This window comes from Vibrio nitrifigilis (genome assembly GCF_015686695.1).
In the GTDB taxonomy this organism is placed as follows: Bacteria; Pseudomonadota; Gammaproteobacteria; order Enterobacterales; family Vibrionaceae; genus Vibrio; species Vibrio nitrifigilis.
The window spans coordinates 2,440,630-2,463,435 of the sequence record NZ_JADPMR010000001.1 but is presented as its reverse complement, the minus strand read 5'-3'; the positions used below and the strand labels follow the sequence as shown (position 1 = coordinate 2,463,435).

Here is a 22,806-nt window from a genome sequence, read left to right as displayed (position 1 = left end):
CTCATGACCGCAACCAAAACCACTGGCGCAGAATATCTGCGCCAAATAATCAAAGCACCCGTTTACGATGTTGCCCACGTTACTCCATTACAGGAGATGACACGTTTATCTGAACGAATTGGTAACTCTGTACAAATTAAACGAGAAGATCGCCAGCCCGTTCATTCGTTTAAATTGCGTGGCGCTTACAACATGGTTTCAAGCTTAACTGAAGAGCAAAAGGCGGCTGGTGTGATTGCGGCTTCTGCGGGTAACCATGCTCAAGGAATGGCTCTTTCCGGTTCAAAACTTGGTATTCGCACCACGATTGTCATGCCTAAAACTACGCCAGATATTAAAGTCTCTGCCGTAAAAGGGTTTGGCGGTAACGTGGTGTTATTTGGTAACAACTTTGATGAAGCGAAAGGGGAAGCAGAACGGTTAGCCGAAAAACATGGTTACACCTTTGTGCCTCCTTTTGACCACCCTCTAGTGATTGCCGGACAAGGTACAATTGGCCTTGAGATGCTGCAACAAAACAGCGGTCTGGAATATATTTTTGTTCCTGTTGGAGGGGGTGGCTTAGCGGCTGGTATTGCTGTGCTCATTAAGCAGCTTATGCCTGAAGTCAAAGTCATTGCTGTTGAACCTGAAGATTCCTCTTGTTTGAAAGCAGCACTTGATGCCGGAGAACCAGTGGTACTCGATCAAGTCAGCATGTTTGCCGATGGGGTTGCGGTAAAACGCATTGGTGATGAAACATTCCGTTTATGCCAACAGTATCTAGACGGGCATGTGTGCGTGTCTAGCGACGAAATCTGCGCCGCTGTAAAAGATATCTTTGAAGACACTCGCGCGATTGCAGAACCCTCCGGTGCACTTGCACTTGCTGGTTTGAAAAAGTTTGCTGAACACAACAAATTGTCAGGTAAAAAAATGGCAACCGTTCTTTCTGGAGCCAATACTAACTTCCACGGTCTGCGCTATGTATCAGAACGTTGTGAATTAGGTGAAAAACGCGAGGGCTTATTAGCCGTCACAATTCCAGAACGTAAAGGTGCCTTTTTCGAATTCTGCCAAATCATTGGTGGTCGAGCAGTAACTGAATTTAACTATCGTTATGGTGATGATCAACTTGCGAATATCTTTGTTGGTGTTCGTTTAGCTGGTGGCCCTGAAGAGCTAAAAAATATCATCAATGACTTGCGTCAAGGTGGTTACCCTGTTCAGGACTTATCTGACGATGAAATGGCTAAATTGCACATTCGCTATATGATTGGTGGTCGACCATCAAAACCAATCCAAGAAAGGTTGTATAGCTTTGAATTTCCTGAATACCCGGGTGCTCTTTTAAAATTTTTGAGCACATTAGGAACTCACTGGAACATCAGCATGTTCAACTACCGCAATCATGGGGCTGATTATGGTCGAGTGCTGTGTGGCTTTGAACTCAGTCATGATGATTTAGCGCGCTTTTCTGCTCACTTGGTCGAACTTGGCTATCACTACCAAGATGAAACAGATAATCCGTCTTATCGATTCTTTCTTGCTAAGTAGCTACCCGCAATACCAAGATTTCCAATATCAAAACCATCGCTAAAGCGATGGTTTTTTATAACATCAATATTATCAATAGCAAAAAAAAGTCCCGCCTTTACGACGGGAAAGCCCAAGAAATTATAGGGATAGTATTTAGGAGTTGTTATGGTGGTAATGGATACTGTGACTATATTTTTCAAATGGTGAAGATTCACAATTTGCTTAGCGTTTTTTAATGGCACAAATCGTTAGCAACAAACAGCTACAAATTGTTACACATTTGTTAATAACACTATAACAAAATATTCACTTTGCCAAGGCATTATTGAATATTTTTTCTGCACTAGTATTATCTACGCCTCAAGCGCTTTCCTAACCTAGGTTTGACCATGAATTTAAATTCTGAAGAAGCTACTGTCACACTCGAAGCTGAAGGACTGCGTTGTCCGGAACCTGTGATGATGGTGAGAAAAACGATCCGTAATATGAAGGATGGAGAAACTCTTCTAATTAAGGCCGATGATCCATCAACAACTAGGGATATACCTAGTTTTTGCCGCTTTATGGATCATCAATTATTAGAAGTTCAAACAGAGACATTGCCTTATCTCTATCTCATTAAGAAAGGCTTAGAATAAATTAAGTTGACCAAATAAAACAGGCTGCCCGAGGGCAGCCTGTTTTATTATTATCAGTCACTAGTCATCATGAGAATGAGAAGTGGTGTACAGATCATTTCTAAGTTGGTGTACTTCGCGATGCAAGCTTCTTAGCTCTTCACGCATTGGAATGATATGCGCGACACGAATCCATGCTTCAACGGTAAGGCCAGTTAAAATAAAGCCACCAACCACCATGGGCAACCACATCTCTGTTAACGCCATTCCCAAAAACGTTAGTAGTAAACCAAAGGTAAATAGATAACTTTGGCTTTTAGCACTCATCTGTGTGTAACGCGCTAGCATACTCAGCCCCCTCACCATTACCACCTTATACTTAAACATTAGCATGAGATAGATGAGATAGTGATATTGACCACTACTTCCCGCGATTTACTTTGACAGAGTGTGACCCTCTTACGCTTTAATAGAAAGCAGCTAAAGCGGCTAGACCGACGAACAGTACCGCGGTTACTTTACGGATCAATCCCAAAGGCAATTTGTCTGCCGACAATTTACCAATTAGAACCACAGGAACATTGGCTAGTAACATACCGATAGTACTCCCAACTACAACCCACTCTAATTGGTGTGAATAATTGGCTCCCAAAATAGACGTAGCAATTTGTGTTTTATCACCCACTTCTGCGATAAAGAACGCAATAAAACTCGCGACAAAAGGACCACGATTGGAAATAGATTCATCATCATCGATTTTATCCGGAACCAAAATCCATGCAGCCATTGCTAGGAAGCTAGCGGCAATCACCCACTTTAAAACCTCTGGGGTAATGTAATCGGCGACAACAACGCCGAGCCATGCAGCAAGTGCATGGTTAACAATAGTTGCAACTAAAATAGCTAGAATAATTGGTACTGGTTTACGGTAACGGCTGACCAGTAACAAAGATAAAAGTTGCGTTCGATCACCGATTTCGGCTAATGCAACCGTTGTAATTGAAATTGCTAATACGCTCACGACATGCTCATGTGCGGGGCAGGGAATTATTATATAAACCATAGACAAACGTCACTCCCCACCCCGGTTCATGAAGTTTGTCTAAGGTCTTGCTAAACTCAGCTAGGTTCTGAGTCTCGAGCGCCACTCTGTTTATTTGGATTTTTATGTAAAAACAGAGACTATGTTGACGAACGAACCGAACAATAAGATTTGATCGATAAGCTACTCCCCAAAGACAGGCGGAATCATAGCCATATATAATGAAAACTACAAGCCTATCTGTCGCTAAATTCTTCTATCTGAGTCCAATTCCTTATAGTTAACAGGTTTTTTAGCATCAATAGATATCATTGCCCAAGAATTAAACAAGATTTCCCCTACTTTGTCGCTCAAGATCTCGGTATACTTGGTTGTTATTTTTTATCAATTCAAACAGAAGAATCGCGCGAACCTGACTATGCAAAAATACGATATCAAAACCTTTCAGGGTATGATCCTCGCGCTGCAGGATTATTGGGCCCAACAAGGCTGCACCATTGTTCAACCATTAGATATGGAAGTAGGTGCGGGTACTTCTCACCCAATGACATGCTTGCGTGCTCTTGGTCCAGAACCAATGGCGACTGCTTACGTTCAACCATCTCGCCGTCCAACAGATGGCCGCTATGGTGAGAACCCAAACCGTCTTCAACATTACTACCAGTTCCAAGTGGTGATTAAACCCTCTCCTGATAATATTCAGGAATTGTACTTAGGCTCGCTCAAAGTACTTGGCATTGACCCACAAGTTCACGATATTCGTTTCGTGGAAGACAACTGGGAAAACCCAACATTAGGCGCTTGGGGCCTTGGTTGGGAAGTATGGTTAAACGGTATGGAAGTGACTCAGTTTACTTACTTCCAACAAGTGGGTGGCCTTGAATGTAAACCGGTTACCGGCGAAATCACATACGGTATTGAACGTCTAGCTATGTATATTCAGGGCGTTGATTCTGTTTACGATCTCGTTTGGACTGACGGCCCTCTAGGCAAAGTGACTTACGGTGATATTTTCCATCAAAACGAAGTCGAACAATCTACTTACAACTTTGAACACGCCGATGTGGATTTCCTATTCACATTCTTCGATCAGTGTGAAAAAGAGTGTCAGCAATTGCTTGCACTAGAAAAACCACTTCCTCTTCCTGCTTATGAACGTATTTTGAAAGCGGCACACTCTTTCAACTTATTAGATGCTCGTAAAGCAATCTCAGTGACAGAACGTCAACGCTACATTCTGCGTATCCGCGAATTGACTAAAGCGGTAGCAGAAGCGTACTACGCATCACGTGAAGCCCTTGGTTTCCCTATGTGTAAAAAAGACGACGAACAGGCATAAGGGGAAGAAGTATTATGGCAAAAGAATTTCTAATTGAGCTTGGTACCGAAGAACTACCACCAACTCAGCTTCGTACCCTTGCTGAAGCATTTGCAGCTAACTTTGAAAAAGGGCTAAAAGAAGCAGAACTGTCTCACCAAGGTGTGAAATGGTATGCGACCCCACGTCGCCTTGCGCTTAAAGTCACCGACCTAGCAGAAGCACAGTCTGATAAAGTTGTTGAAAAACGTGGTCCAGCGGTGAGTGTTGCATTCGATGCTGACGGTAACGCAACCAAAGCAGCACAAGGTTGGGCTCGTGGTAACGGCATCACGGTTGAACAAGCTGATCGCCTAAAAACCGACAAAGGTGAATGGCTACTGTTTAAACAAGAAGTGAAAGGTCAACCGACTCAAGACATCATTGTTGAACTTGCAGCCAAAGCACTAGCAAACCTTCCAATCGCAAAACCAATGCGTTGGGGTAACACAGATACTCAATTTATCCGTCCAGTAAAAACGCTGACGATCCTAATGGATTCTGACCTAATTGAAGGTGAAATCCTAGGCGTGAAATCAGCTCGTATCATCCGTGGCCACCGCTTCATGGGCGAACCTGAGTTCACTATCGATTCAGCGTCTCAATACCCTGCAATTCTTGAAGAACGTGGTAAAGTCATCGCTGACTACGAAACTCGTAAAGCGACCATCATTAAAGATTCTCAAGCTGCTGCGGCAAAAGTTGGCGGTGTCGCTGATCTTGAAGATGACTTAGTAGAAGAAGTCACTGGCCTAGTTGAATGGCCAGTAGTTCTAACTGCAAAATTCGAAGAAAAATTCTTGGCAGTACCTGCTGAAGCTTTGGTTTACACCATGAAAGGTGACCAAAAATACTTCCCAGTTTACGACGAGAATAACAACCTACTACCTAACTTTATTTTCGTATCTAACATCGAATCTAAAGAGCCTCGCCACGTTATCGAAGGTAACGAAAAGGTAGTTCGTCCACGCCTAGCGGACGCTGAGTTCTTCTTTAACACAGACCGAAAACAAAAATTGGTTGACCGTCTACCTCTTCTAGAAAAAGCGATTTTCCAGAAGAAACTGGGCACAATCAAAGACAAAACAGACCGTATCACCGAACTTGCAGGCTACATTGCTGAACAAATCGATGCGGACGTAGCTAAAGCACAACGCGCTGGCCTGCTAGCCAAATGTGACCTAATGACCTCAATGGTATTCGAATTTACCGATACTCAGGGCGTTATGGGTATGCATTATGCTCGCCATGACGGTGAAGATGAGCAAGTAGCAGTGGCACTAAACGAGCAATACATGCCTCGTTATGCTGGCGACCAACTACCAAGCAATGGTGTATCTGCTGCAGTAGCTATGGCAGATAAACTAGATACTATCGTCGGTATTTTTGGTATTGGCCAAGCTCCAAAAGGATCTGACCCTTTTGCACTTCGTCGCGCCTCTCTAGGTGTGCTGCGTATTATCGTTGAATACGGTTACAACTTAGACCTAGTTGACCTGATTGCTAAAACGAAATCTCTACTTGGCGATAGGCTAACGAATGCTAACGTTGAGAGTGACGTGCTTGATTTCATGCTCGGTCGTTTCCGTGCTTGGTACCAAGACGAAGGCTTCAGCGTGGATATCATTCAAGCGGTTCTTTCTCGTCACCCAACCAAACCAACTGACTTCGACCAACGTGTGAAAGCGGTATCTCACTTCCGTGATTTGGATGCAGCTGAAGCACTAGCCGCTGCAAACAAACGTGTAGGTAATATCCTAGCGAAGTTTGATGGCGAATTAGCGAAAGAGATTGATCTTGCCCTTCTTCAAGAAGATCAAGAGAAAGCCTTAGCTGAATCAGTTACAGTAATGACTGAAGCGTTAGAGCCCGCCTTTGCAACAGGTAACTATCAAGAAGCACTCACCCAGTTAGCGGCTCTTCGCGAACCTGTTGATGCCTTCTTCGATAACGTGATGGTAATGGCTGACGATGAAGCATTGAAGAAAAACCGTCTGACTCTTTTGAACAATTTACGTAACTTGTTCTTAGAAATCGCAGACATTTCATTGCTCCAAAAATAAGCATAAAAATCTGCTTTTAGCTTATAAAGCCCAGCTCAATCGAGCTGGGCTTTCTTTTTACACACAAAACGAAATATTCCTTTGCTCGCTACTGCCAATGCGTTATGTTCAATAAAGACTCAACACGATGTTTTTTACGTCATTTATTATTACAAGCAAACACAATTATTAGGTATTCGAGCAATGCAGTTTTCAACATTTGGAGAAAAATTTAATCGTTATTCAGGTATCACCCAATTAATGGATGACCTAAATGATGGCCTACGTACCCCTGGAGCTATCATGTTAGGCGGCGGCAACCCTGCAGCCATTCCTGAAATGCTCGATTATTTTCAACAAACCAGTGATGAAATGCTCAAGGACGGATCTCTCATTTCAGCCATGACTAACTACGATGGCCCACAAGGAAAAGATCAATTTATAAAACAACTCGCTAACTTATTAAAAGACACCTACGGATGGGATATTAGTGAAAAGAACATCAGCCTGACGAATGGTAGTCAAAGTGGCTTTTTCTATCTTTTTAATTTATTCGCAGGCCACCAGCCCGATGGTTCCCATAAAAAAATTCTACTACCACTGGCTCCAGAATATATCGGTTACGGTGATGCGGGTATTGATGAGGACATTTTTGTTTCTTACCACCCGGAGATAGAGTTACTCGATAATCGCTTATTTAAATACCATGTTGATTTCGACCAACTAAAGATTGATGATTCTGTCGCCGCTATTTGTGCTTCTCGTCCTACGAACCCTACTGGCAATGTTCTCACCGAAGATGAAGTACAAAAACTGGATCAACTTGCCCGTGACAATGACGTACCGCTTATTATTGATAATGCCTATGGGGTTCCTTTCCCCAACATCATCTTTGAAGATGTCACTCCTTTTTGGAATGACAACACCATTCTGTGCATGAGCTTATCAAAACTTGGCCTACCCGGTGTTCGCTGCGGTATTGTGATTGCGAATGAAAAAATCACAACAGCCCTGGCGAATATGAATGGCATTATCAGCCTAGCACCAAGTGGGGTTGGACCAGCCATCGCACAAAGAATGATTGAAAAAGGCGATTTACTCCGACTCAGTGCTGAAGTCATAAAACCCTTCTACCAGCAAAAATCCGAACAAGCTGTCTCAATGCTCCAAACAGCCATTCCCGATCCGCGCTTTAGAATTCATAAACCGGAAGGTGCCATCTTTTTGTGGTTATGGTTTGATGAGTTACCTATTACAACAATGGAGCTATACAAACGCCTAAAAGAGCGAGGGGTGTTAGTTGTGCCAGGGGAATATTTCTTTATTGGTCAAAAAGAAGATTGGAACCATGCCCACCAATGCCTACGCATGAACTACGTACAAGATGATGAAGCAATGCAAAAGGGCATCAATATCATTGCAGAAGAAGTACAAAAAGCTTACTTAGACGCAAAATAACCTTTACGACAATTAAAAAGAGCGCCATCTTGGCGCTCTTCACTTCTTTAATCCACTATAAGTGCTTGGGTATTAATGTTCGCTTTCTAACAAGTTTTTACCATTAATGGCAATTTTACGTGGTTGCTTTGCTTCAGGAACTTCACGTTCAAGATCAACGTGTAGCAAACCATTTTCCATTGAAGCACCAACAACTTTAACGTAATCCGCAAGTTGGAATTTACGTTCAAAATCACGTTCTGCAATGCCTTGGTAAATGTAGTTTTTGCCTTCTTCAGCTTTACGTTCACCACGTACAATTAAGCTGGTTTCTTGCTGAGTGATATCAAGATCATCTTCAGCAAAACCTGCAACTGCCATAGTAATACGATATTTGTTTTCTTCTTTTTGTTCGATATTGTATGGAGGGTATCCACCTTGGGTGTTTTTAGCGGAACCTGATTCCATCATATTCAATAGGCGATCGAAACCAATAGCGTTGCGGTATAAAGGAGTGAAGTCTAAAGTTCTCATAATTACTATCCTCTTATTTAAGCAATAGTCCTAACCGTGTTAGTTAGGGGATGGTTTCTCATTCATTTAATGACATGAGTCCATCGAGAGTTATGTGGTAAGGTTTCTCTTGTCCTCTTTTGCGAGCAACTGAGCTAACCTAGTTTAATCAGAGGTCCTATCGGCATCCTCTTCACAACTAGATATAAGGACTCTAAAATCACTTTCAAGGGAAAAAACTAAAAAATTTTATTTTTTATTCTAACGCTCTCATTGTCGATTAAGAGCCTCTAAGCACCATATAGCACTATGACAATGATACGAAAATGACCATTGATAATAAAACCAGTAGGATATATGGAATCACAATATCTCGCCGTTAATCTTCGTTTATTATGTAGCTATGCAGGTAGTGTGACTGAGTGCAGTAAAAAAATGGGGATCAACCGCCAACAGTTATCTAAGTACCTGAATGGAAACAGCAAGCCATCAATGCAGAGCTTGCGCAAAATATGCGATTTTTTTGGCGTAGACAGTGATGAAGTTCATCTCGAACCAGAGTTATTTAAAAGTTTAGTCTCCAACCAGCTTCGTCCTTTACTGTCACGTAATATCCTCGATGAATCCCCTTCAGGAGATCGTTACGCTCGCCAATTGGAAAACATGATTTTAGATTCGAGTGATCCTTTAGAACGATATCTAGGCGACTATTACTACTACTATATGACCCCCTCTTATCAAGGCTATATCAGTAAGGGATTTGCCCGCTTGTCGAGCCAAAATGGTATCGGATATTCTCACTTTTACGAGCGAGCAGATCCTGGCCAGGCCATGTTAGAAAGTGCCGAAATTGGTAAGTTTGTTGGGGTGGTATTTCTTTTGGGAGAACGACTACAAATCGTAGATTATAGCGTGCACTGCCAACGAGCTATCTCTCAGACAGTATTGTATGGTGCAACAAAAGGAAATATTCAGCTGCTGTCTGGTTTAACGATGGGAATTCAGGGACGCAATTCACGTATACCTTTCACATCTCGAGTCGTCTTTGAAAAAATCAGTGATCAGATACCATTAAAAGAAAAGCTGAAAGGGGTAAAAATTCTCGACATAGATAGCGAGTCCATCACCCCCGCTATCTTAACCAGATTAACCACATCAAGTAGCATTGATAATCCGCACATTTTCACTGCAGCGGAAAACTATTGACGGTTTATGGCGCTAATAAATAACCACTACGAATAACATGCTCACCCGCAATATTACCAATAAGCATCCCTGCCGTCGCCATTTTGCGATTAGTGCGAGAATAAACATATCCTGCTTGCGTCACTTTGACCTGTTCAACTAAATCATTAATAGGATCAATTACTTCAGCAAATACCTGACCGGCTTCCACGATATCTCCGGGTTGAACTTTAAGAACAAGTAATCCGCCTTGCTTCGTTTTTAAGGTTTCAACGGCAGCTAAATCACTACTCGGCGCTTTTTCTTTCGGCAAAGATGGTTCGTTATCAACAATACCAAGTACTCCGAGGTACTCAATGATGGCTAATGAATCATGGTCAGCATACTCATCGTTCACATCGCCTTGACCACGTAACTCTACGGTTGCTCCCAAGCAACCTTGTGGAATAACATCACCAAACTCTTGGTTTAATCGCTGCCAAACCATGTCAGTACTGCAATCAAAAGGGTTACCGCCTGTTTCATTTGCCAATAAATTCGCCTTTGAGCCCATCAGGCGAGCTAACGGTTCAATCCCCTGCCAAGAGTAATCTGTACTATAAATGTGTAATGCCGCTTCAAAATCACAATGTAAGTCGAGCATTAAATCCGCATCACAACTTAACAATTGCAAGTTTTTCTGTAGTGACTGCAATTCTGTTTCTACCTGCCATCCGTTCAACGCATCAATCATTGCTTGGCGTACCAAGGGAATGTTGTCTTCGGATTTATCACTCAACTTGTTATGAATCGATGCTTTTACAGGTTCAAAAGTATCAAAGTAACCACGATTAAAGTTTTGCCCATTTTCTGACTCATAACGACCCAAATGAACATCCATTAAATGTTGATTTTGTCCAATAGGATTAGCCACAGGGACCAAAACCACTTCTCCGTTAAGTCGCCCCAACTCTTCAAGTGCCTGTAATTGATGTTTAAGTTTCCAAGCCACCAGCATTCCGGGTAATTCATCAGCATGTAAAGACGCTTGAATATAGGCTTTTTTCCCCTGACCCTGAGGGCCAAAATGAAAACTATCCAAGTCACGTTGTGTACCAGGTACTGGAGAAATGAGAGGAGTCTTTTTATGTTGCATACTTATCTTATTCGTCGTTGAGCATAAAAAAGACAGCCAAGTCACCCCAGCTGTCTTTAACGGTTTTTAAATGAGATTACTGACCTCGGTAAAGGTTCAAATCACCAAAGTACTGGCGCTGAATGCGGTTGTAAGTGCCATCTTCGTGGATTTTCTTCAACCCTTTGTTGAATAAGGCCACTAATTTTTCATTGCCTTTCTTAATCGCAATAGCTGAATCTGCTGGCAGTAGCTTATCTTCTACTTTTAAGTTGGTGTAGTTGCTGTGTTTGCCTTGTTTAATAAACTTGGTTTGCGCTTGCAACATATCTTGGAAAGAGACATCAATACGACCATTGAGTAAATCGGCATAAACCTGATCTTGATCTTGGTATGTTTGTACCTGTACGCCATGTTTAGCAAAACGTTCACGCACGTAGTTTTCTTGCATAGTACCTTGCTGCACACCAATAACTTTGCCCTTCAATGATTCAGGTGTCGCCTTTAAATGCAGGTCAGAACGACTCAGCATAGATGAAAAGCCAGTCCAAACAATATCAGTGAACAATACCTGCTTGCGGCGTTTTTCAGAAACACCTAATGATGACATGATGGCATCAATACGATTAACGTTTAGGCTAGGAATTAGGCCATCAAAGTTTGATGGTACCCATTCACACTTACGATGAATCTCCGCACATACTGCGTTACCAAGGTCAATTTCAAACCCAGCTAATGAACCGTCTGGTTTCTTATATTCAAACGGGGCAAACGTCGCATCAACACCAATACGAATCGTGTTGTTATCTGCTGCATAACTTCCCGCTGAAAAAAGCGAAAATAGAGTTAAAAGAATTGCACTAGCTCTTTTCATGATTGCGTCCATGTTTATAATTTGAATAAATATGCTCTAAGGCGATATTTTTACTCTATAGAGTACTATTAAGAATGTCCATGACCGAGCTGCAGCTTCTTGCAGTATCTTAGCATCAACTAGCATCATGCCTATTGTAATTCGACGCATATACAGGCTATCTCAAGATGAACGATTCAGAGTGTGATCAACTAGGACAGATCAATCACAGAAGGGATACATTTACTTTCAACGTAGCATGACTCTATTTTAAAATCAGTGCCAAACTTAAGAGTAAATACATTCTCTCTAAACCACTATCTTTCAGTTACTTGAGTATGTGTATCGTGAATGAAAGGCATAAAAAAACCACTCCGAAGAGTGGTTTTTTAAACACATCAATCAAGACTAAACATCAAGGTTTGCTACTTTCAACGCGTTGTTTTCAATGAAAGCACGACGAGGTTCAACTTGGTCACCCATTAGTGTAGTAAACAGCTCATCAGCACCTACAGCATCTTCGATTGTTACCTGCATCATACGACGAGTTTCTGGATCCATGGTAGTTTCCCAAAGCTGTTCTGGGTTCATTTCACCTAGACCTTTGTAGCGTTGTACTGCTAAGCCACGACGAGACTCTTTTACCAACCACTCAATCGCTTGAGAGAAACTGGTCACAGGGTAAGTACGTTCACCACGTTTCACATACGCCCCCTCTTCAATGAAGCTATCTAAAGACTCAGAAAGATCAGCAATTTTTGCATATTCTTTTGAGTTCAATAGATCGACACTGATGAGGTATTCGTGAGTCACACCATTTGTACGAACTTTAATACGAGGCAAGTAAGTATTACGCTCTTCATCATGATGAACTTCGTAACTATATTGGCTAGCACCCGATTCTTTTTCATTTAGCTGATTCACTAATTGGGCAGCCCATGCATCAACACCTGCTTCTGTCTGACGAATTTCTTCAGTCAAACGAGGAACATAGGTAAACTCATAAACCATAGCGTGAGGGTAACGACGGCTCATACGCTGAGTCAGCTTCACAACTTCGTTATACTCTTGGACCATTTTTTCTAATGGTCCACCAGCTAATGCAGGAGCGTCAGCGTTAACGTGTAGAGAAGCGCCATCCAATGCCAAAGAAATTTGGTATTGAGTCATAGCTTCTTCGTCTTTAATGTACTGCTCTTGTTTACCTTTCTTCACTTTGTAAAGTGGTGGCTGAGCGATGTACACATAACCGCGTTCAATCAATTCAGGCATTTGACGATAGAAGAAGGTCAATAGTAACGTACGAATGTGCGCACCATCGACGTCCGCATCGGTCATGATGATGATGTTATGGTAACGAAGTTTATCTGGGTTGTATTCGTCACGCCCGATACCACAGCCAAGAGCAGTGATTAGTGTTGCCACTTCCTGAGAAGATAGCATCTTATCAAAACGTGCTTTTTCAACGTTCAGAATTTTACCTTTAAGAGGCAAAATCGCTTGGTTTTTACGATTTCGGCCCTGTTTGGCAGATCCGCCGGCCGAGTCCCCTTCCACAATATATAGTTCGGATACTGCAGGGTCTTTTTCCTGACAGTCAGCCAACTTACCAGGCAAACCAGCAAGGTCCAATGCACCTTTACGACGGGTCATATCACGAGCTTTACGTGCCGCTTCACGCGCACGAGCTGCGTCGATAATTTTAGTACAGATGGTTTTTGCTTCATTTGGATGTTCAGCTAGGTAATCTCCTAGTTTTTCACCCATTGCAGATTCAACGGCAGATTTCACTTCCGAAGAAACCAACTTATCTTTGGTTTGGCTTGAGAATTTAGGATCAGGCACTTTTACCGAAACAACTGCAGTCAAACCTTCGCGAGCATCATCACCAGACGCAGAAGTTTTCGCTTTTTTGCTATAACCTTCGCGGTCCATGTACGAGTTCAAGGTACGAGTCAATGCAGCACGGAAACCTGCTAAGTGCGTACCACCATCACGCTGTGGGATGTTGTTGGTAAAACAGAAAATGCTTTCTTGGAAACTATCGTTCCATTGCATGGCAACTTCAACAGAAATGCCATCTTCTCGCTCATGAACAAAGTGGAACACTTTGTCGTGAATAGGCGTTTTGTTGCGATTCAAGTGAGTAACAAACGCTTGAATACCACCTTCATACATGTAGTGGTTTTGTTTGTCATCTTCACGTTCATCACGTAAGTGGATTGAAACACCTGAGTTTAGGAATGACAATTCACGTAGGCGTTTTGCCAGAATTTCATACACAAATTCGATATTTGTGAATGTTTCAGCACTTGGCCAAAATCGAACGGTAGTTCCTGATTTTTCAGTATCACCGACCACTTCAAGAGGTGTGTCTGGGATACCGTGATGATACGTTTGAGTATGAATTTTACCATTACGGTGAATGGTCAAAACCACTTTTTCTGATAGAGCGTTAACGACTGAGACACCCACACCGTGCAAACCACCAGAAACTTTGTATGAGTTATCATCGAACTTACCACCAGCGTGCAGTACAGTCATGATAACTTCAGCAGCAGAGACATTCTCTTCTGGATGCAGCTCAGTTGGGATACCACGACCATCATCGCTGACAGACACGGAATTATCTTCGTGGATAGTTACTACGATATCTTTACAGTAACCCGCTAACGCTTCATCAATTGAGTTATCCACTACCTCAAAAACCATGTGGTGCAGACCGGTGCCATCATCTGTGTCGCCGATGTACATCCCTGGGCGCTTACGAACCGCGTCCAGACCCTTCAGTACCTTAATACTCGATGAATCGTAATTATTCGACATGAGTTACTCTCTCACTATTTTATCCTTGCCCTATTGTGCCATGTTCCACATGAAACATCTTGCTATTTGACTCGATCATGTCAGCAACTTGGCTTTTAGTAATAGAACTTACAAAAACTTGAGCCCCCGTCGATTTTAAGCAATCAGCAAGACGCTTACGACGCTGGCTATCTAGTTCGGAAGCAAAATCATCTATCAAATAGATACACTGCTTTCCTGTCAGATCTGTCAGGTGTTGGCCTTGCGCTACTCGCAATGCACACACCATCAATTTTAACTGACCTCGTGACAGAACATCTTCCACTGGAGTTCCGTTCACTTTTATCTTTAAATCGGCTTTATTGGGTCCACTAAAGGTGTAACCTAAGTGTTGGTCACGCTCAAAATTATTCGCCAGAATATCTTGATATGGCGTGTCTTTTTCCCAGCCTCGGTAATATTTTAAACCGATCTCAAACTCAGGGAGAAACTCCCCACACAGAGTTTGAGCAACCTCTGATATTTGTTCTACATAAACACGACGCCATCCATCAATCTGTTCCGCGAGCCGGGCTAATTCTTGATCCCAGTAACTTAACTCTCGATAGATGGTTGCGGTTTTTAACAATGCATTTCTTTGTTTGTTAAGGCGCTTAAAACGGCCCCATGCCTCAAAAAAAGCAGGTTCAGAGTGAAACACGCCCCAATCGATAAATGCACGCCGTTGTTTTGGGCCATCAGTAAGTAAATCAAACCCTTCAGGATGAATTAACTGCAAAGGTAGCACTTGTGCCAACTGAGCTAACTTTTGCCCAGATTGACCGCCTATTTTAACCTCTGTTGACCCATCACGCTGCTTATTAATGCCAATTGGTAACTCAAATTGATCCGGGTTCAAAAAACGGCCATGAACAAATAGTTCTTGGCACTCGTTTTTTATCACTCGGCCAGTAATTGAGCTTTTAAATGAACGGCCATGCCCAAGTAAATAAATGGCTTCAAGAACACTGGTTTTGCCACTTCCATTTGGCCCAATAAGAAAGTTAAAGCCTGATGATAAATCGATATCACAGGCTTGAATATTGCGAAATTGTTGAATAACAAGACGAGTAAGCGGCATTGCGCAGTAAGACTCTACAATTACAGGCGGATAGGCATAACAACGTACATTGCGCTGTCATCATCCACATTTTCAACTAGAGCACTGGCATTGGCATCCGACATAGAAAAACGAACATTATCACAACGTAGTGTATTCAATACATCTAGGATATAGCTAACGTTGAAACCAATTTCGATGGCGTCACCTTCAAAGGTCACATCCAACATTTCTTCAGCTTCTTCTTGTTCTGGGTTATTCGCCGTGATTCGCATTTCATTATCCGCTAAATTAACGCGAACACCACGGAATTTTTCATTCGATAAGATCGCTGCACGAGAAAAGGCCTGACGCAATTCATCACAACCTGCCGCCAACGTTTTATTGGTGTTTTGCGGTAATACACGACGATAATCAGGGAAACGACCATCGACTAATTTAGAGGTAAAAATATAATTATTCACCTCTGCACGGATGTTCGAACTACCGATTTGCAATGTGACTGGTTGTTCAGGAGAATCGAGTAGCTTCACCAATTCTAATACCCCCTTACGAGGCACAATAATTTGGTTTTTAGCAAAATCTCCAGCGAGCGCTGTGGTCGATACGGCCATACGGTGGCCATCAGTAGCGACGGAACGCAGCAGATTACCATCTATTTCAAATAACATACCATTGAGATAATAACGAACATCTTGGTTTGCCATTGAAAATTGTGTTTTCTCAATTAAACCTTTCAGTTCAGATTGCGTTAATGTAACTTCAACATCACTTTGCCAATCTTCAATATTCGGAAAATCTTCTGCAGGCAACGTCGTCAATGAAAAACGGCTTCGACCTGAACGTAAATGGACTCGATCACCTTCTAAAGCGACAGTGATCACCGCAGAATCTGGTAAACCACGACAAATATCAAGGAATTTGCGCGCAGGGACTGTGATTGCCCCCGCCTCAAATTCACCTTCAAGCGTAACCCTGCTCACCAACTCAACTTCAAGGTCGGTCGCAGTCATTGATAACTGATTATCTTCTACTTTAAGTAGCAAGTTACCCAAAATAGGTAAAGTTGCTCGGCCACCTAAAGTGCCTGATACCTGCTGTAGAGACTTAATAAAGTGGCTACGTTCAATGGTAAATTTCATAGTTAACTCTATAAACAATTGAATTCATCAGCGCCAAGCATAGCGCGATTTTATGAAGAAAGCGTACGAATCAGGTTAGAGTAGTCTTCTTTAATATCATGACTCTCTTCCCGTAACTGTTCTATTTTACGACATGCATGTAGAACAGTGGTATGGTCTCGCCCACCAAAAGCATCACCAATTTCTGGTAAACTGTGGTTTGTCAGCTCTTTTGCTAGCGCCATCGCTAATTGACGAGGACGAGCAACAGAACGAGAACGACGTTTAGACAGAAGATCTGCCACTTTAATTTTGTAGTATTCAGCAACTGTTTTCTGAATATTATCAATGGTGACTAACTTTTCTTGTAGTGCCAACAAATCACGTAGAGCTTCACGCACAAAATCGATAGTAATAGGTCGACCTGTAAAGTTCGCATTAGCAATAACCCGATTCAAGGCTCCTTCTAATTCACGAACGTTAGAGCGCAGACGTTTCGCAATAAAGAACGCCACTTCATCAGGAAGATGAATTTGGTGATCTTCTGCTTTTTTCATCAAAATCGCGACGCGTGTTTCAAGTTCTGGTGGTTCTATAGCCACGGTTAGGCCCCAACCAAAACGAGATTTAAGACGATCTTCAACACCGTTGATCTCTTTTGGATAACGGTCAGATGTCAAGATGATCTGTTGGTTCCCTTCTAACAAAGCGTTGAAGGTATGAAAAAACTCTTCTTGAGAGCGCTCTTTATTCGCAAAAAACTGGATGTCATCTATTAATAGCGCATCCACACTACGGTAATAACGTTTGAATTCTTCAATCGCATTATTTTGTAGTGCCTTCACCATATCTTGCACAAAACGCTCGGAATGCATGTAAACCACTTTTGCATCTGGCTTGTTATCAACAATGGCATTACCAACAGCATGCAATAAGTGTGTTTTACCTAAACCTGTACCACCATATAGGAATAACGGATTATACGCCCCACCAGGATTATCAGATACCTGACGAGCAGCGGCTAAACCTAACTGGTTCGACTTACCCTCAACGAAATTATTAAATTTATGTTTAGGGTTCACATTGGAACGATGACGAATATCTACCATTGAATCATCATCTTCCCAAGTTTTATGAACAGGCTTACGATGCACCACTTGAGCGGGAGCAGATGACTCTGCTGCAAGATCTGCAGGTGAACGCTTGGGAACAGCAGGTTTTGGGGCCACAACTGGACGACTACCTACTTCAAAACGCAAATTAGGAATATCGTTACCGCAGTATTCTTGCAATAACCGATTGATATTGTGGATATACTTATCACGTACCCAGTCGAGCACAAAGCGATTAGGCGCAAACAAAGTGAGAGTATTGTCATTAAGCTCCGCCTGAAGCGGACGAACCCACATACTGAATTCAGTAGCTGATAGCTCTTCTTGAAGCTGTTGCAAGCATTGCAACCAAAGCGAAGACGACACGTTTCCCTCACTCTTAATCAATGAACGATAAAGACTGCCAATTCTACCTGTTGATAACTCAGATCGCCAGTGATTGATCCAATTACATGTGAATAAGATCTTAGTTATTCACAATCTATACCACTTTAATAGATAGGATCCCCCATTTTTAACCCAATTTACTCACACCTTGATCCACATATCCAAAGATCTTGGCAAGTTATCCCCATATGTTGTGTTTTAACTCTAATCATGAGATTTTTCGGTAATAGATAGGTGATACCTCATCATAATGAGCTATTTTTCTATAAATCAGATAAACATTCCTATTTTTCATAATGGGAAAATTAAAGGTGAGTATTCTTGGATCACTAAACGGCTTTAGTCGCCATTCAAAGACACCATTGAATCAATATATAACGGCCAGTGATATCCATCATTAATCTCTACATTGTTAAGGAAGGTTTCTCCACAGGATATTTTCAATAACCCACAGGATCCTAACTGACGAAATACTTAAATAAGGCCGGGATCGACTAAGGATCCTTGAGATTTTAAAGATTCTCCGTATAATCTGCCGACCGGAATAAGTAAGTACGCTTAAATATTATTTAAATGTCGCTTGCTTTGGGCAACCGAATCATTGACACCTTTGGTGACTGTGATTACAATTCCGCCTCTTTGTTGAGAGGCGTCGGATTGTCTCTTTCTTAATATACAGAGAAGACATTTGCCCACGCCGGGTTTAATGAACCTAAAAACTACTGATCAGTAAGGTACTAAACAATGAAACGCACTTTTCAACCTTCAGTTCTAAAGCGCAAGCGCACTCACGGTTTCCGTGCACGCATGGCTACTGCGAACGGTCGTAAAGTAATCAACGCTCGTCGTGCAAAAGGCCGTAAGCGCCTTTCAAAATAAGCGCTAGTTTATTTTGAATACGAACGCGTTTAATCGGGAGTTACGTTTGTTAACTCCCGAGCATTATCAAAAAGTCTTCCAGCAAGCTCACCGAGCTGGCTCTCCTCATTTTACCATTATTGCCCGTGCAAATAACCTTTCTCATCCACGTTTAGGTTTGGCAGTTCCTAAAAAGCAAATCAAAACAGCGGTTGGACGTAATCGTTTTAAACGATTAGCGCGAGAAAGCTTTCGCCTGAAACAACATGAACTTCCGAAGAAAGATTTTGTTGTCATAGCGAAAAAGAGCGCGCAAGATTTAACGAATGAGGAAATGTTTAATTTGTTTGATAAATTATGGCAACGCCTGTCTCGCCCTTCACGTGGATAGCCATTGGTCTGGTTAAAGCCTACCAATGGATAATCAGCCCGCTCATCGGTCCTAGATGTCGGTTCACTCCTACTTGCTCTAAATATGCAATAGAAGCGTTGAAAGTTCACGGTTTTGTAAAAGGGTGTTGGTTAACAGGCAAACGTCTATTAAAATGCCATCCTTTGAACGAAGGGGGTTATGACCCCGTTCCACCAGTCCAAAAACAAGACAGAGATAAATAACGATGGATTCTCAACGTAATATTCTGTTAATTGCTTTGGCGTTAGTCTCTTTTTTACTGTTTAACCAATGGAATGCAGATAAAAAAGCAACAGAAACACCAAATAGTGCAGTTGAACAGGTAAATAATAGCAGTGCAGGTGCTGCAACTCCTACAGATAATGACGCAACAGCGCCAGCAAGCATCTCAGCAAATACTAAAGCTACGGAAGAAGCTGCTAAGATTATTACTGTCAAAACAGACGTTCTAACTCTGTCTATTGATACCGCTGGTGGTGATGTGGTTGAAGCTAAACTGAACAAATATTCAGATAAGCTTCACTCAAACAATCCATTTATCTTACTTGATCGCACCAAAACTCATCAGTTTATTGCTCAAAGTGGTCTGATTGGCCCTCAAGGTATCGACCAAACGAACAAACGTGCGGTTTATCACACAAATGCATCTTCTTACACATTAGCAAAAGGTAAAGACGAATTACGCATTCCTCTTACTTACCAAGCAAATGGCATCACTTACACCAAAACGTTCATTCTAAAACGTGGTAGCTACGCACTTGATATGGTTTATGACATCAACAACCAATCAGGTAAAGAAGCTGAAGTGAGCATGTACGCACATCTGCGTCAAAATCTAAAAGATTCTGGTGGCAGTCTAGCTATGCCAACTTACCATGGTGGCGCATACTCTACTGAAGATACTCGTTACAAAAAATACAGCTTTGATGACATGCAAGAGCGTAATCTAAACATTACGCTAAAAGATGACAAAGGTTGGGCAGCGATGATCCAGCACTACTTTGCCACTGCATGGATTCCTCGTGATGAAAAAGATCCAACGCTATATACCCGTGTTATCCAAAACTACGGTGATATCGGTATCCAAACCAAGAATAAGACCATTGAGAATGGTCAGTCTGGCGAATTCAAAGCAACACTTTGGGTCGGACCAAAACTACAAGATCAAATGGCTGCAACAGCCGATAACCTAGATCTAGTTGTTGATTATGGTTGGTTATGGTTTATTGCGAAACCTCTACATATGCTGTTGTCATTCATCCAAAGCTTTGTTGGCAACTGGGGTGTGGCTATCATCTGTTTGACTCTTATTGTTCGTGGTGCAATGTACCCACTAACAAAAGCGCAATATACTTCAATGGCAAAAATGCGCATGCTTCAGCCTAAGATTCAGGCAATGAAAGAGCGTATCGGTGACGATCGTCAACGCATGAGCCAAGAAATGATGGAACTGTACAAAACTGAGAAAGTAAACCCACTCGGTGGTTGTTTACCTATCTTCCTACAGATGCCAATCTTCATTTCTCTATATTGGGCATTAATGGAATCTGTTGAGCTACGTCACTCGCCATTCTTTGGCTGGATTCAAGATTTGTCAGCTCAAGACCCATACTTCATCCTACCTGTATTAATGGGTGTAAGTATGTTTATGATTCAGAAGATGAGTCCGTCTACAGTGACAGATCCAATGCAACAAAAGATTATGACCTTTATGCCGGTTGTATTCTCAGCATTCTTCTTATTCTTCCCATCAGGATTGGTTCTTTACTACTTGATGTCGAATATCGTAACACTTGTTCAGCAAACTATGATTTATAAGGCGCTGGAGAAGAAAGGCTTACACAGTAAAACAAAGTAAGCACATAAACAGATAAGAAAGGCGGCCAAAAGGTCGCCTTTTTGTTATTGGCTGATTACAATTACGCAAATTCAAACCTGCTCAGGTAACGTTATGACTACAGATACCATCGTCGCTCAAGCTACCGCCTCTGGCCGTGGCGGGGTTGGCATTATCCGTGTTTCCGGCCCACTAGCGGAAAAAGTGGCACTGGAAGTCACTGGAAAACAATTACGCCCTCGTTACGCAGAATATCTGCCATTCAAAGATTTAAACGGTACTGAATTAGACCAAGGAATCGCACTTTATTTTCCTAATCCTCATTCATTTACAGGTGAGGATGTACTAGAACTTCAAGGTCACGGTGGTCCCGTGGTCATTGATATGTTAATCAAACGCATCTTGACCATTCCCGGAGTACGAACTGCACGTCCAGGCGAATTTTCTGAACGAGCATTCCTAAACGACAAGATGGATTTAACACAGGCTGAAGCCATTGCTGACTTGATTGATGCAAGCTCTGAAGAGGCAGCTAAATCTGCTCTGCAATCTCTACAAGGGCAGTTTTCTAAACGCATCAATACGCTAGTAGAGTCACTGATTCATTTACGTATATATGTGGAAGCTGCGATTGATTTCCCCGAAGAAGAAATCGACTTTCTCGCCGATGGAAAAGTCGCAAGTGATTTAAATACAATCATTGATAATCTTAATACTGTGCGTAAAGAAGCTAACCAAGGTGCGATAATGCGTGAAGGCATGAAAGTTGTGATCGCAGGTCGACCTAACGCCGGTAAATCGAGTTTGTTGAATTCCTTGTCTGGTAAAGAGTCAGCCATCGTTACAGACATCGCAGGAACAACGAGAGACGTTTTAAGAGAGCATATCCATATCGATGGTATGCCGTTGCACATTATCGATACAGCAGGCCTACGTGAAGCCTCTGATGAAGTTGAAAAAATTGGTATTGAACGAGCTTGGGACGAAATCAATCAAGCAGACCGAGTTCTTTTCATGGTCGATGGTACGACAACCGATGCTACTGACCCAAAAGAGATCTGGCCAGACTTTGTCGATCGTTTACCTGACCATATTGGGATCACCATTATTCGTAATAAAGTCGATCAAACCAATGAAACATTGGGGCTTGATGACAAGAACGATCCAACTCTTATTCGTCTGTCAGCTAAAACCGGAGATGGAGTAGAAGCTTTAAGAACCCATCTAAAAGAATGTATGGGATTTGCTGGAAATCAAGAAGGTGGCTTTATGGCGCGCCGTCGTCATTTAGATGCATTAGAACGCGCATCTCAACACCTTGATATTGGTAAGGAGCAACTTGAAGGTTACATGGCCGGAGAGATACTTGCCGAAGAACTGCGTATTGCTCAGCAACATCTTAATGAAATTACAGGGGAATTTAGTTCAGATGACCTCTTAGGTCGCATCTTTTCTTCGTTCTGTATCGGTAAATAGAGTTATAGTGACAGATACCTG

Annotated in this window: 20 protein-coding genes; 11 read left to right on the top strand and 9 right to left on the bottom strand. The window is 42.1% G+C overall.

Translation table 11 applies throughout. The features are described from left to right. Nucleotides 1-3 precede the first annotated feature (3 nt). Nucleotides 4-1,536, top strand: a complete 1,533-nt coding sequence (ilvA, locus tag I1A42_RS10890) for a threonine ammonia-lyase, biosynthetic (RefSeq protein WP_161155645.1) — start codon at nucleotides 4-6, stop codon at nucleotides 1,534-1,536. Between the two features lie 371 nt (nucleotides 1,537-1,907). Next, on the top strand, nucleotides 1,908-2,156 hold the full coding sequence (gene tusA / locus I1A42_RS10885; protein WP_161155647.1) for a sulfurtransferase TusA: 249 nt from the start codon (nucleotides 1,908-1,910) through the stop codon (nucleotides 2,154-2,156). 60 nt (nucleotides 2,157-2,216) lie between these two features. Here tusA and I1A42_RS10880 read toward each other — a convergent pair whose 3' ends face one another. Further along, a complete protein-coding gene (locus I1A42_RS10880) occupies nucleotides 2,217-2,483 on the bottom strand; it encodes a hypothetical protein (RefSeq protein ID WP_196123485.1) in 267 nt (88 codons plus the stop codon). Between the two features lie 118 nt (nucleotides 2,484-2,601). Next, nucleotides 2,602-3,156: a TMEM165/GDT1 family protein gene (locus I1A42_RS10875; RefSeq protein ID WP_161155651.1), complete on the bottom strand. Its 555-nt coding sequence runs from the start codon at nucleotides 3,154-3,156 to the stop codon at nucleotides 2,602-2,604. A gap of 439 nt (nucleotides 3,157-3,595) precedes the next feature. Between I1A42_RS10875 and glyQ the strand changes: the two genes are divergently transcribed. The 3 genes from glyQ to I1A42_RS10860 all read left to right on the top strand — a co-directional run bounded on the left by glyQ (nucleotide 3,596) and on the right by I1A42_RS10860 (nucleotide 8,034). Next, entirely contained in the window at nucleotides 3,596-4,516 is a 921-nt protein-coding gene (gene glyQ / locus I1A42_RS10870) for a glycine--tRNA ligase subunit alpha (protein WP_161155653.1), read from the top strand. Between the two features lie 14 nt (nucleotides 4,517-4,530). Next, nucleotides 4,531-6,597 carry a glycine--tRNA ligase subunit beta gene (glyS, locus tag I1A42_RS10865; RefSeq protein WP_196123484.1) on the top strand — a complete coding sequence of 689 codons (2,067 nt, stop codon included), beginning with the start codon at nucleotides 4,531-4,533 and terminating at the stop codon, nucleotides 6,595-6,597. A 183-nt stretch (nucleotides 6,598-6,780) separates the two neighbouring features. Beyond that, a complete protein-coding gene (locus I1A42_RS10860; protein WP_196123483.1) occupies nucleotides 6,781-8,034 on the top strand; it encodes a valine--pyruvate transaminase in 1,254 nt (417 codons plus the stop codon). A 72-nt stretch (nucleotides 8,035-8,106) separates the two neighbouring features. Here the strand turns inward: I1A42_RS10860 and I1A42_RS10855 are convergent, their stop codons facing one another. Then, nucleotides 8,107-8,547: an Hsp20 family protein gene (locus I1A42_RS10855; RefSeq protein WP_161155659.1), complete on the bottom strand. Its 441-nt coding sequence runs from the start codon at nucleotides 8,545-8,547 to the stop codon at nucleotides 8,107-8,109. Nucleotides 8,548-8,883: 336 nt separating this feature from the next. Between I1A42_RS10855 and I1A42_RS10850 the strand changes: the two genes are divergently transcribed. Next, the gene (locus tag I1A42_RS10850; protein ID WP_196123482.1) at nucleotides 8,884-9,732 is read left to right on the top strand and encodes a helix-turn-helix domain-containing protein; all 849 of its coding nucleotides are present in this window, start codon (nucleotides 8,884-8,886) and stop codon (nucleotides 9,730-9,732) included. Between the two features lie 4 nt (nucleotides 9,733-9,736). Here I1A42_RS10850 and I1A42_RS10845 read toward each other — a convergent pair whose 3' ends face one another. From I1A42_RS10845 to dnaA, 6 genes are all read right to left on the bottom strand, one after another. Next, nucleotides 9,737-10,846 carry a succinylglutamate desuccinylase/aspartoacylase family protein gene (locus tag I1A42_RS10845; RefSeq protein WP_161155663.1) on the bottom strand — a complete coding sequence of 370 codons (1,110 nt, stop codon included), beginning with the start codon at nucleotides 10,844-10,846 and terminating at the stop codon, nucleotides 9,737-9,739. A 76-nt stretch (nucleotides 10,847-10,922) separates the two neighbouring features. Beyond that, nucleotides 10,923-11,699, bottom strand: coding sequence for a transporter substrate-binding domain-containing protein (locus I1A42_RS10840; protein WP_161155665.1), 777 nt, complete (start codon nucleotides 11,697-11,699; stop codon nucleotides 10,923-10,925). 387 nt (nucleotides 11,700-12,086) lie between these two features. Beyond that, the gene (gene gyrB / locus I1A42_RS10835; protein WP_161155667.1) at nucleotides 12,087-14,504 is read right to left on the bottom strand and encodes a DNA topoisomerase (ATP-hydrolyzing) subunit B; all 2,418 of its coding nucleotides are present in this window, start codon (nucleotides 14,502-14,504) and stop codon (nucleotides 12,087-12,089) included. Nucleotides 14,505-14,523: 19 nt separating this feature from the next. After that, complete coding sequence (gene recF / locus I1A42_RS10830) at nucleotides 14,524-15,603, bottom strand: DNA replication/repair protein RecF (RefSeq protein ID WP_196123481.1); 1,080 nt, start codon at nucleotides 15,601-15,603, stop codon at nucleotides 14,524-14,526. 20 nt (nucleotides 15,604-15,623) lie between these two features. After that, entirely contained in the window at nucleotides 15,624-16,724 is a 1,101-nt protein-coding gene (dnaN, locus tag I1A42_RS10825) for a DNA polymerase III subunit beta (protein ID WP_161155671.1), read from the bottom strand. Nucleotides 16,725-16,774: 50 nt separating this feature from the next. Next, nucleotides 16,775-18,181, bottom strand: a complete 1,407-nt coding sequence (gene dnaA, locus I1A42_RS10820; protein WP_161155673.1) for a chromosomal replication initiator protein DnaA — start codon at nucleotides 18,179-18,181, stop codon at nucleotides 16,775-16,777. Between the two features lie 765 nt (nucleotides 18,182-18,946). Between dnaA and rpmH the strand changes: the two genes are divergently transcribed. From rpmH to mnmE, 5 genes are all read left to right on the top strand, one after another. After that, on the top strand, nucleotides 18,947-19,081 hold the full coding sequence (rpmH, locus tag I1A42_RS10815; RefSeq protein WP_068711266.1) for a 50S ribosomal protein L34: 135 nt from the start codon (nucleotides 18,947-18,949) through the stop codon (nucleotides 19,079-19,081). 46 nt (nucleotides 19,082-19,127) lie between these two features. After that, nucleotides 19,128-19,451, top strand: coding sequence for a ribonuclease P protein component (rnpA, locus tag I1A42_RS10810; RefSeq protein WP_230389377.1), 324 nt, complete (start codon nucleotides 19,128-19,130; stop codon nucleotides 19,449-19,451). Next, complete coding sequence (gene yidD, locus I1A42_RS10805) at nucleotides 19,418-19,675, top strand: membrane protein insertion efficiency factor YidD (protein WP_161155678.1); 258 nt, start codon at nucleotides 19,418-19,420, stop codon at nucleotides 19,673-19,675. The genes rnpA and yidD overlap by 34 nt, the downstream gene beginning before the upstream one ends. Nucleotides 19,676-19,677: 2 nt before the next feature. Beyond that, entirely contained in the window at nucleotides 19,678-21,330 is a 1,653-nt protein-coding gene (gene yidC, locus I1A42_RS10800) for a membrane protein insertase YidC (protein ID WP_196123480.1), read from the top strand. Between the two features lie 93 nt (nucleotides 21,331-21,423). Next, nucleotides 21,424-22,785 carry a tRNA uridine-5-carboxymethylaminomethyl(34) synthesis GTPase MnmE gene (mnmE, locus tag I1A42_RS10795; RefSeq protein ID WP_161155682.1) on the top strand — a complete coding sequence of 454 codons (1,362 nt, stop codon included), beginning with the start codon at nucleotides 21,424-21,426 and terminating at the stop codon, nucleotides 22,783-22,785. Nucleotides 22,786-22,806 lie beyond the last annotated feature (21 nt).